The following is a 14,075-nucleotide window of genomic DNA, read 5'->3' on the forward strand; positions in this document are numbered from 1 at the left end:
TGGCCATGAAGGTGAGAGAAGTTGGGGAACAGGGGCTTTTGCAGCGTCTCTTCCGGTTTTGTGCTGCCCATAGAGTGGGGGATGATGGGGCAGTACTGGATCTGACTCCAGGATACCGCATGGTGGTGACCACAGATGTGTTGGTGGATGGAGTCCATTTTAGCGATCGCACGACTCCCCCCCATGCCGTCGGATGGCGAGCAGTAGCCGCTAATTTATCAGATTTAGCTGCTATGGGCGCTTGTCCCCTAGGGATCACCGTGGGGTTAAGTTTAACGGCAGATACAGAGGTGGAGTGGGTTGAGTCACTTTATGAAGGGATGAACGACGGTTTAAAACCCCATGAGACAGCCATTATTGGTGGGGATGTAGTGCGATCGCCGGTTATTTCCCTTAGTATTACCGCTTTGGGACAAGTTAAACCCGATCGCCTCTGTCAACGCCATACGGGAAAACCTGGCGATCTGATTGTAGTCACAGGAGTTCATGGAGCCTCCCGTGCTGGCCTAGAATGTTTGTTAAATCCTCAGTGGTCGATGACTTTGTCACCGGGCGATCGCCAAAAATTCATTAAAGCGCATCAATATCCCAAGCCGCGCTTAGATGTTCTACCCAAATTATGGAATTTAAAGCCGCAACGGATCGCCGGAATGGATAGCAGCGATGGGTTAGCCGATGCCTTAGATCAAATCTGTCGCGCCAGTGGCGTTGGCGCGAGGATTGATTTAAGTCAAATTCCCACTGCTCAGGGTTTAACCTCTGTACTTTCTGAAGCAGAGATTCGCCATTGGACTTTCTATGGAGGAGAAGATTTTGAGTTGGTGTTGTGCCTTCCCCCAGAAGTCGCTCATCCTTTCGTGGAGACATTAGGGGAAGAGGCAGCCATTATTGGAGAATTAATCGGGGGCAATCGCATTGAACTGATCGATCGTAAGGATCGACAAAACCCCAATTTGACCTTAGATCGAAGTTGGGGATTCCAGCATTTTCCACTTTCATGAGGTACCGGTTAGTCCATTGCCTGTTGCCTTAACTAATCGTAGTACCAATCTGGATGGTCGATTAAAGGATTATCGTTATTGAAATTACCTGCATTGTGATAAGTACAGCTTAAGAAATATCCTTCCGGCCAGGTCCGATCGCCTCCCGGCCAACGGACGGGGCCACGATAAATACCACAACCGATCGCGGTACTTTCCCGCCATACCATCTGCGTATAATGACCGCAGACCCCCTGACAAGCTTGCGTGTTATGGTTGTAATCCTTGCGTTCGTCATCCCAACGGGTGACGCTGCTGACCACTGAAGAAACGACAGAGCGATCGCTGCCTCCCGACCAAGCCAAATTTTCACCCAGTTTAGCCGCTCCACCTTGGAGTCCAGTACGATTACTGAACTGTTGCTGCCGCCAGGCGTTAGCACTGTGACCTTGGGAACCTCGGCTTTGATCGGCCCACTGTTGCGCCACTGCGGCCGCATCACAATTCCAGATGACCGCAGGTAAGGGAGGTAAGCCATTAGGAACGTAGCGATCGGCATCTTTGCGGGAGCGGTTGTGTTCGAGTAAAACTTGCTGAATTTCGCTGCGGGTGAGTTTAGACGTACGGGTAGCACAATCGGGAATGGGGATAGCACCCGGATTACGCTGATAACGGTTGTAAAATTGTGCCGCTGTTTCTCCTGAAGAAATCGCCATTTGAGTGTTCTCTCTGGGCTGATTGATGGGTTTTTGGATATCTCCAGATCCAGTAGCAGACAGGATATAGCCTCCGGAACCTTCAGCATCGTAAGCATTGACGATGAGTCGGTATATCCCATCCGCTGGAAATGTAACGGTCAATGCCGAATTGGTCGTATTTTCGTCGATATCGTCATTTGAGGCTAATAGGTTACCCTCGGAGTCGATGACCGCCAAAACCGTGTCAAAATCTACACTTTCTAACGTAATGGAAATGGACTGTCCTGCCTGTGCTTCAAATTCACAAATATCATATAAACTGCCATCCGACTCTAAAACGCGATCGCCCCTCTGCAATTGGCCACTACAATCGTAGGAAATACCTTGCGCTTGGACTGCAATGGGTTGAGCTACGGCGATCGCTACAGATGTTGCACTCAGAAAAATCAGGGGGTCTTGCCATCTCATTCGTCTGACCTACCTTGCTTTTTTTGATGGTTTCATTTCCTACTATAACGTCAGTTTTGGTTAAGCAAGCGATCGTCAGTTTGGGATGGGGAGGAGCAAAGGCAGTAGGCTAAAAGTGCGAACCATAAAGCTATCCCTTGCTCCATACTTAGTCTAGAAGAACTGTTCTGTGAAGTTGATGACTTCTGCCAAACCTTTGAACCTCTGTCGAATAGACCACTCCTATCATCAGGTCTCAAAACCCAGAATTGCTTGTCAAATCTCTGCTTGACTGACGTTAATTTTTAATTTTTAATTGAATCCGATGGGGACTCTCAGTCTGTAGTGGTATGGTTGACATCAGAGTTAAATCCTCTGGCTACCATGTACCATAACCCTATTGCCTCTTCCTTATTGCCTCTCCCCTATTCCCTAGCGCAAAGCGCATAATTTAACCGTGCGCCCTCTATTGCTACCCAAACGACGGGTGATGATTGCCGAGGCTTGTCTGATTGGATTAGTCTCTGGTTGTAGCGCCGTCTTACTCAGAAATGGCATAGGAACCTTGGGGGGGTGGCGGATCTGGCTTACCCAAATCTTCCCCGCTTGGTTTGTCTTACCCATCATAGGCATGACCTTTGCCTTTTTCTCCGGTTGTTTGATTGAAGCGTTTGCCACTGAAACCCAAGGGAGTGGTATTGCCCACGTCAAAGCTGTTCTCGAAGGAACCCCACTTCCTCTGGGTTGGCGGACTGCTCTGGTTAAGCTTACTGCCGGATTGCTTTCTCTCTCTTCTGGACTCACCCTCGGTCGTCAAGGGCCAACTGTACAAATTGGAGCTGCTTTAGCTTCGGAAATTGCGAGGATTTTCCCCACCTCTCCTAACCATCGCCGGCAAATGGTCGCCGCTGGTGCCGCCGCAGGACTGGCGGCTGGCTTTAATGCCCCGATCGCCGGCATGTTATTTGTATTAGAAGAATTACTCCATGATGTTTCGGAATTAACTCTAGAAACAGCGATCGGAGCCTCCTTTATCGGTGCAGTCGTCTCTCGCATCTTTGGAAATGACCTCGACCTCAATCGGGAAGTCAGTGCTTCGGTTGCCCATTTCTCTGCCCCAGAAATTCCGTCTTTCTTAATGCTAGGTATCCTAGCGGGAATTCTAGGTACACTCTTCAACCAAAGTATTATTACCAGCCTGACTCTCAATCGGCGCTTACCCCTGACTCTGCCTGCTCGCATGGCTTTAACTGGTTTAATTTCTGGCCTTTGTATTGCCTTATTGCCACAAACGTTTAATGACCATGCGGGTTTACGACAACTTTTGTTAGTCGGGGATCTTAAAGCTACTGAAGTCCTTCTTGCCTTTGTTGTTCATTTTTTACTCACCTGTTTAGCCTATGGTGCAGGGACACCTGGGGGACTCTTTGCCCCAACCCTAACATTAGGCGCAGCTCTTGGCTATTTGGTGGGTTACTCTCTAGGATTACCCCTCGGTATTTCTCCTGATACTTATGCCCTGGCGGGGATGGGAGCCTTTTTTAGTGCCGTGGGTAAAGTTCCCATGACCAGTATTGTGATTGTTTTTGAAATCACGGCAGATTTTAATTTGGTCTTACCCCTGATGATTGTGTCGGTGGTGGCCTATTTTGTATCCAGTTTGCTAGAGAAAAACTCCCTATACCAGCGTCTGTTGGTCTGGAATGGTATGGAAGCCCAAAGTCATCAACGCAAAACGCCGGAAGGCTTTGATGAATTGATTGCTGAGGATCTGATGCAACACCGGGTGGAAACCTTGAATCTCCATTTACCTTTAGATCAAGTGGTACAAGCGTTTTCTCGCTCTCATCATCGGGGATTTCCTGTGGTGCATGGAGGTCAGTTAGTCGGTATTGTTACTCAGGAAGATCTGAAGAAACGCAACATGAATCAGAAGGCCGTATTGGGGGAAATCATGACCCCCGATCCGGTGAGTGTTCCACCCTCTTGTCCTTTAAGTGAGGTGGTGTATTGTTTGAATCGTTATAAACTCAGTCGTCTTCCAGTGACTGAGGGACGGAGGTTAGTGGGGATTATTACCCGCAGTGATATTATCCGGGCGGAGTCAGATTTGCTCAGTGGTATCGGGCCAACCTTGGGGCCGGCTGGTGGGACTTCTTATGTAATTTATAGAACACAGGGGCCGGCAACGGGTAAGGGCCGGATTTTGGTTCCAGTGGTCAATCAACGCACAGCAGCTTTATTGTTACAGATGGCAGGGGCGATCGCCGCGGAACAAGATTATGAGTTGGAATGTCTGCAAGTCGCTTTGGTTTCCCATCATACTCCCGTCGATCAAGCTCGGGTCAGCTTTGATGCATTTCAACGCTGGACAAACTATACAGAAAAGTTGGGTGAACAGTTAGGCATTAGTGTCCATACTCAGGTGCGAGTCACCCATGATATTGGGAAAACGATTCTAGAGACGGTGAAGTATCGCCATGTGGATCTGTTGCTGATGGGATGGAAGGGAAAAACAACAACGGAGGGGCGCATTTTTGGGGATGTGGTGGATACCTTAATTCGTCAAGCCCCTTGTGAAGTGGTGTTGGTGAAGTGGGCTACCCGTGGACAACAGGCGAAATGGCATTTTAATCGCTGGTTACTGCCGTTGGCAGGAGGGCCAAATGCGATCGCCGGTGCTGAGTTGTTACCGGGTTTAATGCGCTTGCGATACATTCAGTTCAAATCGAAAGGCCACAATTGGGATCAGCCCTTTTTTCCCCCAGAAATCCAATTGTGTCAGGTCTGTTCTCCAGAACAGAAAGCCCAGGTTTCTGGGATGTTGGAAGAGGTGCAGCAGTTTTTGCACAGTCGCTTAAAATCAGTTTCTTTGGTATCTGGAGACAGACACAAGGAAGAGTTAAGATTACCTAAATTGAGTCGGGTACAGCTCATCTCTGAACAGGTCAGCGAAGCCATTATTCAACAAGCCCAAAAATCCCACATTGATGTCGTGATTATGGGAGCATCACGAGAAGGTTTACTCAAACAGGTGATTAAAGGCAACATTCCAGAGGCGATCGCCTCCGGATGCGATTGTACGGTGATTTTAGTGCGTCAAGCTATCTCTCTAACTTGATCTTAACCGACTACCCATTTTTATTAATTGATACAGTGCTTTGCTTGCGTTATGAGGGACAGTGTTGAATCCTCAAAGCTATGTACCAAAAGCCTATTCCCTAGCGCAAAGCGCTATATTACTGAGTGTCTCTGCGTCCTAACTCATAAACCCCACAAGCAACACAGGCCAATAATCCCATGCTAATGGCCCAACTGTTACCTAATGTTGCTTCTACGGCCCAATTAAATAAACCACCGACGATGAGAAAGGGAATAATACTAAATAAGGAGGCATAAAAGGCATTTTGTGCTTCTCGACTTGCCCTCGTGCGTTCAAATTCCTCCACTGAGGTATAGAGACTGCGTTCGGCAAAATTAAACCACCGAGTTAGTTGCAGCATTATCCAATCACTAATGGGAGAAAAGCCTAAGTAAAGACCCAGAGACCAAAGGGTGGTTCCGGCGATCGCCGTTGTATTCAGTGAAAAGGAGAAGGGGAAAATGTCGGTGAGCATGAAGACAGGCTGTTTGAATGCAATTCTACCTAGTGTAATCAATTCTCCAACGTTTGCATTAAGGATTCAAAAAATAGATTAATGCTGTATAGGATCATACTCCATTGATTTTGGAGAATGTCCAGGGTGATGGCGCGATCGCGTGAGCGATACGGAGTATTATTACCCCTGATGTCAATTAAGGTATTATGCTTAAAATAGAGAACCTGCAAGTCTTCTACCACTCCAAACGCACCAAAAGGCAAATTCAAATTAATTGCGGCGATCTCTCTTAGGGTTCGATCGAGATGTTCTGAGGTAACTTTATCGCTTAACTCGATAAACAATTGTAAAAATTCTTGCGTGGCAAAATCCTCGCTCTCATGCAGTTTAGGTAAAATACAAAATTGCCAATCGATAGGGAAACCATCTAAAAGATAAAAGCGGGCAAGCAGACCATAATAGGGAACCTCTTCTGTGGGTTCAATCCATTGATTTTCGATTTCCCAAGAAGTTAGGATCTCTTGAATGGAAACCAATAATTCATGGGGGCGCTCTGAGGTCTCCATGATTTACTCTACTTACTGTAATCGAGTTGCGTAACTACATTACTGTGCGCCGGTAATCGGCTATTGGCAATTCTCTTGACTGTGAGTTTGAGACCTAAACCAATCAAGACACACAATCCTGGATAGTGCCTCGGATTGAGATCGTTGGCTTGTAGATAATCGCGTAGTTTAGTCTTATTCTCCTTCGCTGAATCCTCTTGAAGATCGTCTCGTTTCTGCAAGAGTTGCATATCGACTTGTGCCTGAGTGATAATCGTTTGAGCCATTTCATTGAGACGATAGTAATAATATTGGTCAGCATTCACAAAACCTTCCCTTCTTAAGAGATAATCGCGAATTTGATCTCGGGCTTTTTCTTGGTTAGAAAAACCAAATTTTTTCGCCATAAATCCAGTTTTTACCGATCGACCTGTAAGTTTTTTATATCGTTCATTAACACCTAATTCTTCATCAACAAAATCATTCTTCCGCTTACGCCAACCAAAATATTTAGCTAGAGCCACTGTACCGCCAATTACCCCAGCAACAGCTAATGTTATCCATCCAATCGGCCCTAATCCAGCTAATAAGAGAGCGCCACCGAGCATCATGGCGGTTCCTTTGGCAATTCTGGCTGCACCCAGCTTTTTGTCCCAACCTTGGTTTGTTGCTCCTAGTTTCGCCCCTTTCTTCAGGTCAGTATCGAGGTGAGGATCATCACTGTTGCTAATTTCTTCTAAATCTTGTTGATTTTGCCCAGCTTGACGATATTGACTGATCCCAACTCCGACGTTAATGGCTCCTCCAACAATGGCAAAGGCTCCTGCTGCGGAGGTTGCTGCTGCGGTCGAAAGTCCACTTCCGAGCTTATGGAGTATGCCTGTATTTTCGACTGCACTGGATAAGGTGACCAGTCCGGTACTGGTATAGCGGCCGATGTCAGCGAGGGTAGTGCCTAGCTTACCGATGCGAGTTTTATAGAGACCCAGATCATTATTGGCTAAAAGTTCTGTATATTCTCGATAGGCTGTAATCAGTAATCCTACGACTCCCAACAGGGAGCCAATTTCACTGCTCCAATCTGCGACGACTTGACCCCCAACGAGATTGGCCAAATGAGACGTAGAGGCAGAACCAATGGCAGCAATCGCGCCACCGAGTTCAGACATATCCTGGATAAAGGTCTCATCCCAGGGGTTGACTGCCCTAATGGTTTGCAGTGCGTCAGAAAATTTTGTCCAATCAAAGCCTTTACGACCCAACTTGCTCAGTTGTCTGGATTTGAGTTTAGATTTGGCTTCAGCTAAGGAAAAGTTACTGACCCCTAGCTGAGATAAAATCATGGCTCTTTGCAGAGGCCCTTGTCTTTTATAGAGATAAAAAATGTCGGAGTAACCGGAGGTACTGGCTTTGTGTTCAATCCAATTATCAACGGGGATTAAGAGAGATAAGAGTTGTTTTTCTTTTTTGTTTTTCTCTTCTAATAATTGATTTTTGGCATCTTTTAATTCTGAAATTTTTTGTTCTAGTTTAATTTTATCGGGGGTGAGGGGAGCTTTGTGAGAGGGCGGTTGGTTGCGATCGCTCTGTGACTCAGAATTGTCTGTATTGGGGGGTGAGGGAGCCTGCTGGGTGGGGGGTTGTATGGTTCGGTTGGATGTGGAGTCTTGGGGTGCTTCTGTGCCAGAGGTTAGGTTATCACGCTGGATCGTCGATTGGCGCTGCAACAGGTGAGCGGGTTTCCAGGGAGTGATGGGAGAGCGATCGCCTAATGGTTGTAAGGTTGAGGAGAGATGTCCCCAGTTGAGGTTTTGTTTGGGTGGAGTAGGAGATTGGGGTTGAGGAGATCGCCGAATGGTTCCCAAAAGGGGAGATTTGTGGGGCGGGGAAATACTGCGGTCTTGCCGAGCGAGACGCTTGGGATAGAGGCGATCTGTGGGATTTTCGGGAGCAGAGGGCGATTGATATAAATTCTCTTGCGGCGCTAAAGTCGAAACTTTGTCCCATACTTCCCTAGAATCCACCGGTAGACGTTGGACAGTCGAAGAAGACGGAGTATTGTGTTGGCTCAGTTCAGGGGTTGTCTTCACCCAAGGACGGGACTTAGGCAATTGGGTTTTAGGCTGTACAGTTTCCTGAACGGTTCGTTTGCGTCGAATTTTCATGATTTGCCATGGCCAATTTACGGCCCTACCGCCCATTATATAGCCTTGAGGGAGTTGTCATTGCCATCCCAGGGAGGCGGATCGCCCATGTCAGTTAACCACGGAGGCACTGAGAAAGAGAGAAGGGATATAATTACCGGTTATCTGAAAGAAACCGGTTATCTAAAAGAATGGGCTGAATTTCTTCAGTTTACATCATTATTACTTCAGGCATTGCAAGAATCGGGTGTGGAATGAGATGGTGTGCCCTTTGACTCTGCTCAGGGCACACGACTTTATCATGACTACATGATGACTACCACTTACCCATTTTTTGCCTTAGGTTTGTGGGTGGAAGCCACAGAAAGTTCTTTCAACTGGCGATTATCCACGGTTGCAGGAGCATCGGTGAGCAAACACCGCGCTTGCTGGGTTTTGGGGAAGGCAATCACATCGCGGATAGAGTCTTCACCGGCAAGAAGCATTACCAGTCGGTCTAAGCCATAGGCAATTCCGCCGTGGGGAGGCGTTCCATATTCAAAGGCTTCTAGGAGAAAGCCAAATTTATTATGGGCTTCTTCGGGGGATAATCCGATCGCCTCAAACACCTTTTCCTGAATCTCCCGTTGATAGATCCGCAGGCTTCCCCCACCAATCTCATTGCCGTTATAGACCAGATCGTAGGCTCTGGCACGGGCAGTTTTGATGTCGTCTAGGTCTTCTGGGTTGGGTGCGGTGAAGGGGTGATGCATGGCTTCAAAGCGCTTTTCATCAGGATTCCATTCAAACATGGGGAATTCGGTGACCCAAATCAGGTTAATTTGATTGTCGTCAATGAGTCCCATTTGTTTGCCAATCACTTGCCGCAACCGGTCTAGGGTTTTGTTCACTGTAGCGGTATCTCCGGCTCCAAAGAGGAGTAAATGGCCGGCTTCGGCTCCGGTGCGTTGCAGGATTTCCTGTTTTTGTTCGGCACTGAGGTTATCTTTAATTGCGCCAATGGTGTCGATTTCACCATTTTCACGGACGCGGATATAGGCGAGACCTTTTGCTCCAGCTTCGGTGGCTTCTTTGAACAGTTCGCCACCGGGTTTAATCGCTACATTGGAAATGTTATCGTTGCCGTTGGGAATGGGCAAAATTTTCACCGCGCCACCAGCGGCAACGGCTCCAGAAAAGACTTTAAACCCGCACTCTTTGACGACATCTGAAACTTCGACTAATTCAAGTCCAAATCGGGTATCGGGGCGATCGCATCCATAGCGCTCCATGGATTCTTTGTAGGTGATGCGGGGAAAGGGTCGGGGAATGTCAATATTTTTAATGGTTTTGAAGATGTGACAGACTAATCCTTCATTCAGGTTAATAATGTCTTCTTCGGACATGAAGCTCATTTCCATGTCTAATTGGGTAAATTCCGGCTGGCGATCAGCTCGCAGGTCTTCATCCCGGAAGCAACGAGCAATCTGATAATACCGGTCAAACCCGGAGACCATCAGTAACTGTTTAAACAGTTGTGGGGATTGGGGCAGGGCGTACCATTCCCCCGCATTCACCCGACTGGGAACGAGGTAATCCCTTGCTCCTTCTGGGGTGGAGCGGGTGAGGATAGGGGTTTCTACTTCAATAAAGTGTTGTTCGTCTTCTAAGTAGCGACGGATAGCTTTTATGACTTGGTGGCGGAGTTGTAAGTTGCCACTCATGCGATCGCGTCTCAAGTCTAAATAGCGATACTTCAGCCGCAAATCTTCCCGTACAGCCTCCTCTTCGTAACTGGAGACCTGAAACGGCATTTGCCGGTGAATGCCGTTGAGTAGCTCAATTTTATCGGCGTAAATCTCAATTTCTCCCGTGGCAATTTTGGGGTTGAGTGAATCTTCGGGTCTCTGGGTGACTCGTCCCTCAATGGTTACCACATACTCATTGCGCAGTTTTTCCGCCAGTCCATAGGAGTCGGGTGTCCGGTCTGGATCGCTAACAATTTGCACGATTCCGGTGCGATCGCGCAAGTCCAGAAAAATTACACCACCATGATCGCGACGGCGATCGACCCAACCACACAGGGTTACCGTCTCGCCAATGTTTTTTCCTTGTAATTCTCCGCAGTAGTGGGTTCGCATGGTGGTTCCTAGCGTTCAGTAGAGTTCTTGCTTAACACAACTTCCCCATTATCCAACAAGAATGGCGGTACTGGCGATCCAAAAATTTTTCCTTGACAACTCGAAGTCATTATGAGTATGATTAGATTAATCCAAATTCATAACGACTTCGTTTTACTTGTCTGTCAGGAGATCAACACTTATGTTGCAGAATAAAGAAGGCCAAACCGTACCCAACGTCAGTTTCCGCGCTCGCGTCAACAACGAATGGAAAGACATCAGTACTGATGAGCTATTTGGTGGCAAAACGGTTATCGTCTTTTCCCTTCCTGGAGCATTCACCCCTACCTGCTCCTCTACCCATGTTCCTGGATATAACGAACTTGCGGACGTTTTCAAAGCTAACGGAGTTGATGAAATTATCTGCGTATCCGTTAACGATACTTTTGTAATGGATGCATGGGCGAAAGATCAAAAAGCCGATAAAATCACCTTCATTCCCGATGGTAACGGAGACTTCAGTGCTGGCATGGGTATGTTAGTAGACAAACAAGACCTCGGGTTTGGTCAACGCTCTTGGCGCTACTCCATGCTCGTCAAAGATAAAACCATTGACAAAATGTTCATCGAACCGGAAAAACCTGGCGATCCTTTCGAGGTTTCCGATGCAGAAACCATGCTCCAACATATTAATCCCAGCGCCGTTAAGCCGAAAATGGTATCTCTATTTACTAAAGTCGGCTGTCCCTTCTGCGCCAAAGCCAAAGCCCTGCTGCAAGAAAAGGGATTAGAATACGAAGAAATTGTACTTGCCGATGCTGTAAGCACCCGTTCTCTTCAAGCGATTACTGGCAAAATTACGGTTCCCCAAGTCTTCATTGATGGTCAACATATTGGCGGTTCAGAAGATTTAGCGGCTTACTTCGCTTCCTAGCGATCGCGCAACCGAGAAACCGGGTTTCTACTTGTACATTCTAGTGTCCTTGTTCACAGAAATAGAAACCTGGTTTCTTGCCCCCTTACTACACAATTTCCTCTACATGAAAGGCGCTATAAAAAAATGCCTTATCTTGATCGTAGAGATGATGGGCTAAGTCAGAAAGGGGGCGAATTTGACTCGACCATTCTGGGGAACAATGGCGAGGAACCAATAAATTCCAATAGGCTAATCTGCCTCCTTTACGGCCTTTTTGAATCAGTTGTTCCAGAATCTGGTGATAAGACTCTAAAGACATATATTCAAACATATCACTGAGATTGTAGCGATCGATTGTCTGGTTGGGTAACTGATCGAGAAAGGCTTCTACAGAACACTGATGCCATTCTAGGCGATCGAGGTTAGCACGAATTGTGTCAAAGTGTTCTGGACGCAGGGCATAGGGCAGTGCGGTGGTATGATGTCCGGTTAAAATCCATTGTAAATAGGGATTATCCGCCGGGTTAAGCTGAGTTAGGGCATATTCAGCGCGATCGAAAATTCGTTCAGCGACATTGGCATTCACATATTGGAAAAAACTGGGGTCTCGCCCTAAATTTCCCATTACCGTGCGGGAGAAAAAGAGGCGAAACATCCATCGCCATCGTCGGCTATTCCAAACCTGATTATAAAATAATTGGCGCTCTTCTAGGATTCCCCCTTGCAAGAGTTGGTCAATCTGTTTTTTGCCATGGACTAAGGGTAAAATATAGCGACGAAAAATCTCAAAGTAGCGCTCGAATTTACCACTATTTCCGATTCCCATGGCAATCAATTGCGGGCGATCGCCCCAAAACTGTTGTACGGTAGGCGAAAGATGGGGACGACAGCGCTGATACAGGGTTTGTCGGCTTGTGGGTTCTGTGGTTTCAGTGGCGCTACCCATGAGAAATAATAGCTCTGGATGAGTTAAACAGCGATAGGCTGCAACCCGCAATTCTAAACAGGCCAGTTGTGCTAAACTCAGGTCTAGGGCAATGACTCGCTCTGGCGATCGCGTTAACAGAGCTAAAGTATTATCACCGGCTGATGCGATCGATAAGCAAGTATCTCCCGGTTGAATCGCTAAACCTTCTAAGAGGATATCAGCATCTTCCCAACATTGACCATAGCGAATCTGGGAGAATTGGGCACGCTCTTCGATTTCGCTGGACATGACAGTTGCCCCATGTCAATGGGTCAGGTTTTGATCAAGCGGGTAGGGGGAATCGAACCCCCATGTTCAGCTTGGGAAGCTGACATTTTACCACTAAATTATACCCGCAATTAAGTTTAAATTGAATCAATAGATTGTACCTCTAGATGGGTTATTTGTCAATTGTTGTCGCTTGGGTTTATCCTTTCTCAGGATACTTGATTGGATAAAATGTCAAGCCTACTCAACCCCCCTCTTCTAATTAAAGATTTGCCTTGGGAAGAATTTGAAATTGCAATAAATCTCCATAAAGTACTTGACACTGCTCATAGGCAATAGGTAATTGCTTGGTCTATCCGTGTCTCCCTCCTCCCCATCTGTCCCAGAATTTGCCACAATGAACAGCAGAAGAATCTGTATTGATCTAAACCTCATGTCTAACGAACGCTCCAATGAAACCCAAACACCTGATTTAGAAACTCGTGTTTCTGAACTGGAGGCGCAAATAGCTCAGTTGAGTGTAATGACATCCTTACCCGAAAAAGTCAATAAACTACAAGAACAAGTTGAATACTTACTCAATGTCGTCACTGATGTAGAGCGCTATGGTAAGTTGGGTGAATGTTTAAGTGCTGGTCAGTGGAAGGAAGCAGACGACATTACTACTGCCTTAATGTTAGAAGCGATGGGCCAAAGCCGTCATGATAAATTAACGCCGGATGATGTGCTGATGTGTCCCTGTAGTATTATTCGCGTGATCGATCGCCTGTGGCTCAAATATAGTAATGGCAAGTTCGGTTTTAGCGTCCAGAAACAATTCTATGTGGAGGAGGGGGGTAGTGATGATATTTCTAAAGTGGATATGAAGATTTTAGAGAAAACAGCAGCTAAGATGGGTTGGTTTAAAGATGGCAAATTTTTGGAGCTAGAGAACCTGGATTTTAGCTTAGATGCGCCTGCGGGGTCTCATCCTTCGGGATGGTGGAGATCGCCCTATGGTGGAAAAATGGCGACCTATTTCTTTGCCCGGATGATTCGGTGTGGTATGTAACAGAACTATAACTGAAGTTCCTCACTATTGTGTTAAGACCTATTGAGAACAGGGGTGAAAAATGCCCCTGTTTTGCTATAAACAAGGTAGGGTATTGACAAGCGTGGAGGAATACTCATGAATCTGAAGTTAATTTTTTTTTCTGGGGTCGTTACAGCTTTGATTGGTATTGTCTTTGGATTGTCGGTGTCGAAAATGTCGCAACGACAATTTCAATGTTGCGATCTCACCCACCGACCCGAATTTATCGATGGATTTAGTACATCACGAGCGCCTCGTACCTATGCCATAATTGGAGCGTCTGCGGGTTTTGCGATCGGTTCTTTGATCGAAACTGTGCGACAAAATAAACCGGCTGAAGTAGATTAATGGGGGAGTGGGGGAATGGGAAGACGTGGAGA

Annotated in this window: 12 protein-coding genes, 1 tRNA gene and 1 pseudogene; 7 read left to right on the plus strand and 7 right to left on the minus strand. The window is 46.8% G+C overall.

Features of this window, described 5'->3' with window-relative positions:
- Nucleotides 1–5 precede the first annotated feature (5 nt).
- Nucleotides 6–1,001, plus strand: coding sequence for a thiamine-phosphate kinase (thiL, locus tag PN466_RS20160; protein WP_271943036.1), 996 nt, complete (start codon nt 6–8; stop codon nt 999–1,001).
- 32 nt (nt 1,002–1,033) lie between these two features.
- Here the strand turns inward: thiL and PN466_RS20165 are convergent, their stop codons facing one another.
- Entirely contained in the window at nt 1,034–2,146 is a 1,113-nt protein-coding gene (locus tag PN466_RS20165; protein WP_271943039.1) for a CAP domain-containing protein, read from the minus strand.
- A gap of 144 nt (nt 2,147–2,290) precedes the next feature.
- Between PN466_RS20165 and PN466_RS26650 the strand changes: the two are divergent.
- Together PN466_RS26650 and PN466_RS20170 are read left to right on the plus strand one after the other, a co-directional pair.
- A pseudogene (locus tag PN466_RS26650) lies at nt 2,291–2,422 on the plus strand (IS982 family transposase); the annotation flags it as partial.
- Nucleotides 2,423–2,582: 160 nt separating this feature from the next.
- A complete protein-coding gene (locus tag PN466_RS20170; RefSeq protein WP_271943042.1) occupies nt 2,583–5,246 on the plus strand; it encodes a chloride channel protein in 2,664 nt (887 codons plus the stop codon).
- Nucleotides 5,247–5,364: 118 nt separating this feature from the next.
- Here the strand turns inward: PN466_RS20170 and PN466_RS20175 are convergent, their stop codons facing one another.
- Genes PN466_RS20175 through PN466_RS20185 form a run of 3 tightly spaced genes read right to left on the minus strand, consistent with a single transcriptional unit; the run spans nt 5,365 to nt 8,434 of the window.
- On the minus strand, nt 5,365–5,742 hold the full coding sequence (locus PN466_RS20175) for a hypothetical protein (RefSeq protein ID WP_271943044.1): 378 nt from the start codon (nt 5,740–5,742) through the stop codon (nt 5,365–5,367).
- 38 nt (nt 5,743–5,780) lie between these two features.
- Nucleotides 5,781–6,290 (minus strand): hypothetical protein, encoded by a 510-nt coding sequence (locus tag PN466_RS20180; protein WP_271943047.1) that lies wholly within the window; start codon nt 6,288–6,290, stop codon nt 5,781–5,783.
- Nucleotides 6,291–6,298: 8 nt separating this feature from the next.
- Nucleotides 6,299–8,434, minus strand: a complete 2,136-nt coding sequence (locus PN466_RS20185; RefSeq protein WP_271943049.1) for a hypothetical protein — start codon at nt 8,432–8,434, stop codon at nt 6,299–6,301.
- 87 nt (nt 8,435–8,521) lie between these two features.
- Here PN466_RS20185 and PN466_RS20190 point away from each other — a divergent pair, with 87 nt between their 5' ends.
- Entirely contained in the window at nt 8,522–8,671 is a 150-nt protein-coding gene (locus tag PN466_RS20190; RefSeq protein ID WP_271943052.1) for a hypothetical protein, read from the plus strand.
- 65 nt (nt 8,672–8,736) lie between these two features.
- Here the strand turns inward: PN466_RS20190 and aspS are convergent, their stop codons facing one another.
- Entirely contained in the window at nt 8,737–10,533 is a 1,797-nt protein-coding gene (gene aspS / locus PN466_RS20195) for an aspartate--tRNA ligase (protein ID WP_271943055.1), read from the minus strand.
- A gap of 181 nt (nt 10,534–10,714) precedes the next feature.
- Here aspS and PN466_RS20200 point away from each other — a divergent pair, with 181 nt between their 5' ends.
- A complete protein-coding gene (locus tag PN466_RS20200; RefSeq protein ID WP_271943058.1) occupies nt 10,715–11,446 on the plus strand; it encodes a glutathione peroxidase in 732 nt (243 codons plus the stop codon).
- An 88-nt stretch (nt 11,447–11,534) separates the two neighbouring features.
- On the opposite strand, the gene PN466_RS20205 is transcribed toward PN466_RS20200, so the two are convergent.
- Both PN466_RS20205 and PN466_RS20210 read right to left on the minus strand, forming a co-directional pair.
- Nucleotides 11,535–12,644: a DUF3419 family protein gene (locus PN466_RS20205; protein WP_271943060.1), complete on the minus strand. Its 1,110-nt coding sequence runs from the start codon at nt 12,642–12,644 to the stop codon at nt 11,535–11,537.
- A 37-nt stretch (nt 12,645–12,681) separates the two neighbouring features.
- Nucleotides 12,682–12,752, minus strand: a tRNA-Gly gene (locus PN466_RS20210).
- A 304-nt stretch (nt 12,753–13,056) separates the two neighbouring features.
- Here PN466_RS20210 and PN466_RS20215 point away from each other — a divergent pair.
- A complete protein-coding gene (locus PN466_RS20215) occupies nt 13,057–13,674 on the plus strand; it encodes a GUN4 domain-containing protein (protein WP_271943062.1) in 618 nt (205 codons plus the stop codon).
- A gap of 117 nt (nt 13,675–13,791) precedes the next feature.
- Nucleotides 13,792–14,043, plus strand: a complete 252-nt coding sequence (locus PN466_RS20220; protein WP_271943065.1) for a hypothetical protein — start codon at nt 13,792–13,794, stop codon at nt 14,041–14,043.
- Nucleotides 14,044–14,075: the final 32 nt, after the last annotated feature.

This window comes from Roseofilum reptotaenium CS-1145, from assembly GCF_028330985.1.
Classification (GTDB): domain Bacteria; phylum Cyanobacteriota; class Cyanobacteriia; order Cyanobacteriales; family Desertifilaceae; genus Roseofilum; species Roseofilum reptotaenium.

Bases quoted from the DNA above. Each gene is read 5' to 3' on its own strand.
- thiL (WP_271943036.1), top strand. From the start codon at position 6: ATGAAGGTGAGAGAAGTTGGGGAACAGGGGCTTTTGCAGCGTCTCTTC.
- PN466_RS20165 (WP_271943039.1), bottom strand. From the start codon at position 2,146: ATGAGATGGCAAGACCCCCTGATTTTTCTGAGTGCAACATCTGTAGCG.
- PN466_RS20175 (WP_271943044.1), bottom strand. From the start codon at position 5,742: ATGCTCACCGACATTTTCCCCTTCTCCTTTTCACTGAATACAACGGCG.
- PN466_RS20180 (WP_271943047.1), bottom strand. From the start codon at position 6,290: ATGGAGACCTCAGAGCGCCCCCATGAATTATTGGTTTCCATTCAAGAG.
- PN466_RS20185 (WP_271943049.1), bottom strand. From the start codon at position 8,434: ATGAAAATTCGACGCAAACGAACCGTTCAGGAAACTGTACAGCCTAAA.
- PN466_RS20190 (WP_271943052.1), top strand. From the start codon at position 8,522: ATGTCAGTTAACCACGGAGGCACTGAGAAAGAGAGAAGGGATATAATT.
- aspS (WP_271943055.1), bottom strand. From the start codon at position 10,533: ATGCGAACCCACTACTGCGGAGAATTACAAGGAAAAAACATTGGCGAG.
- PN466_RS20200 (WP_271943058.1), top strand. From the start codon at position 10,715: ATGTTGCAGAATAAAGAAGGCCAAACCGTACCCAACGTCAGTTTCCGC.
- PN466_RS20205 (WP_271943060.1), bottom strand. From the start codon at position 12,644: ATGTCCAGCGAAATCGAAGAGCGTGCCCAATTCTCCCAGATTCGCTAT.
- PN466_RS20215 (WP_271943062.1), top strand. From the start codon at position 13,057: ATGTCTAACGAACGCTCCAATGAAACCCAAACACCTGATTTAGAAACT.
- PN466_RS20220 (WP_271943065.1), top strand. From the start codon at position 13,792: ATGAATCTGAAGTTAATTTTTTTTTCTGGGGTCGTTACAGCTTTGATT.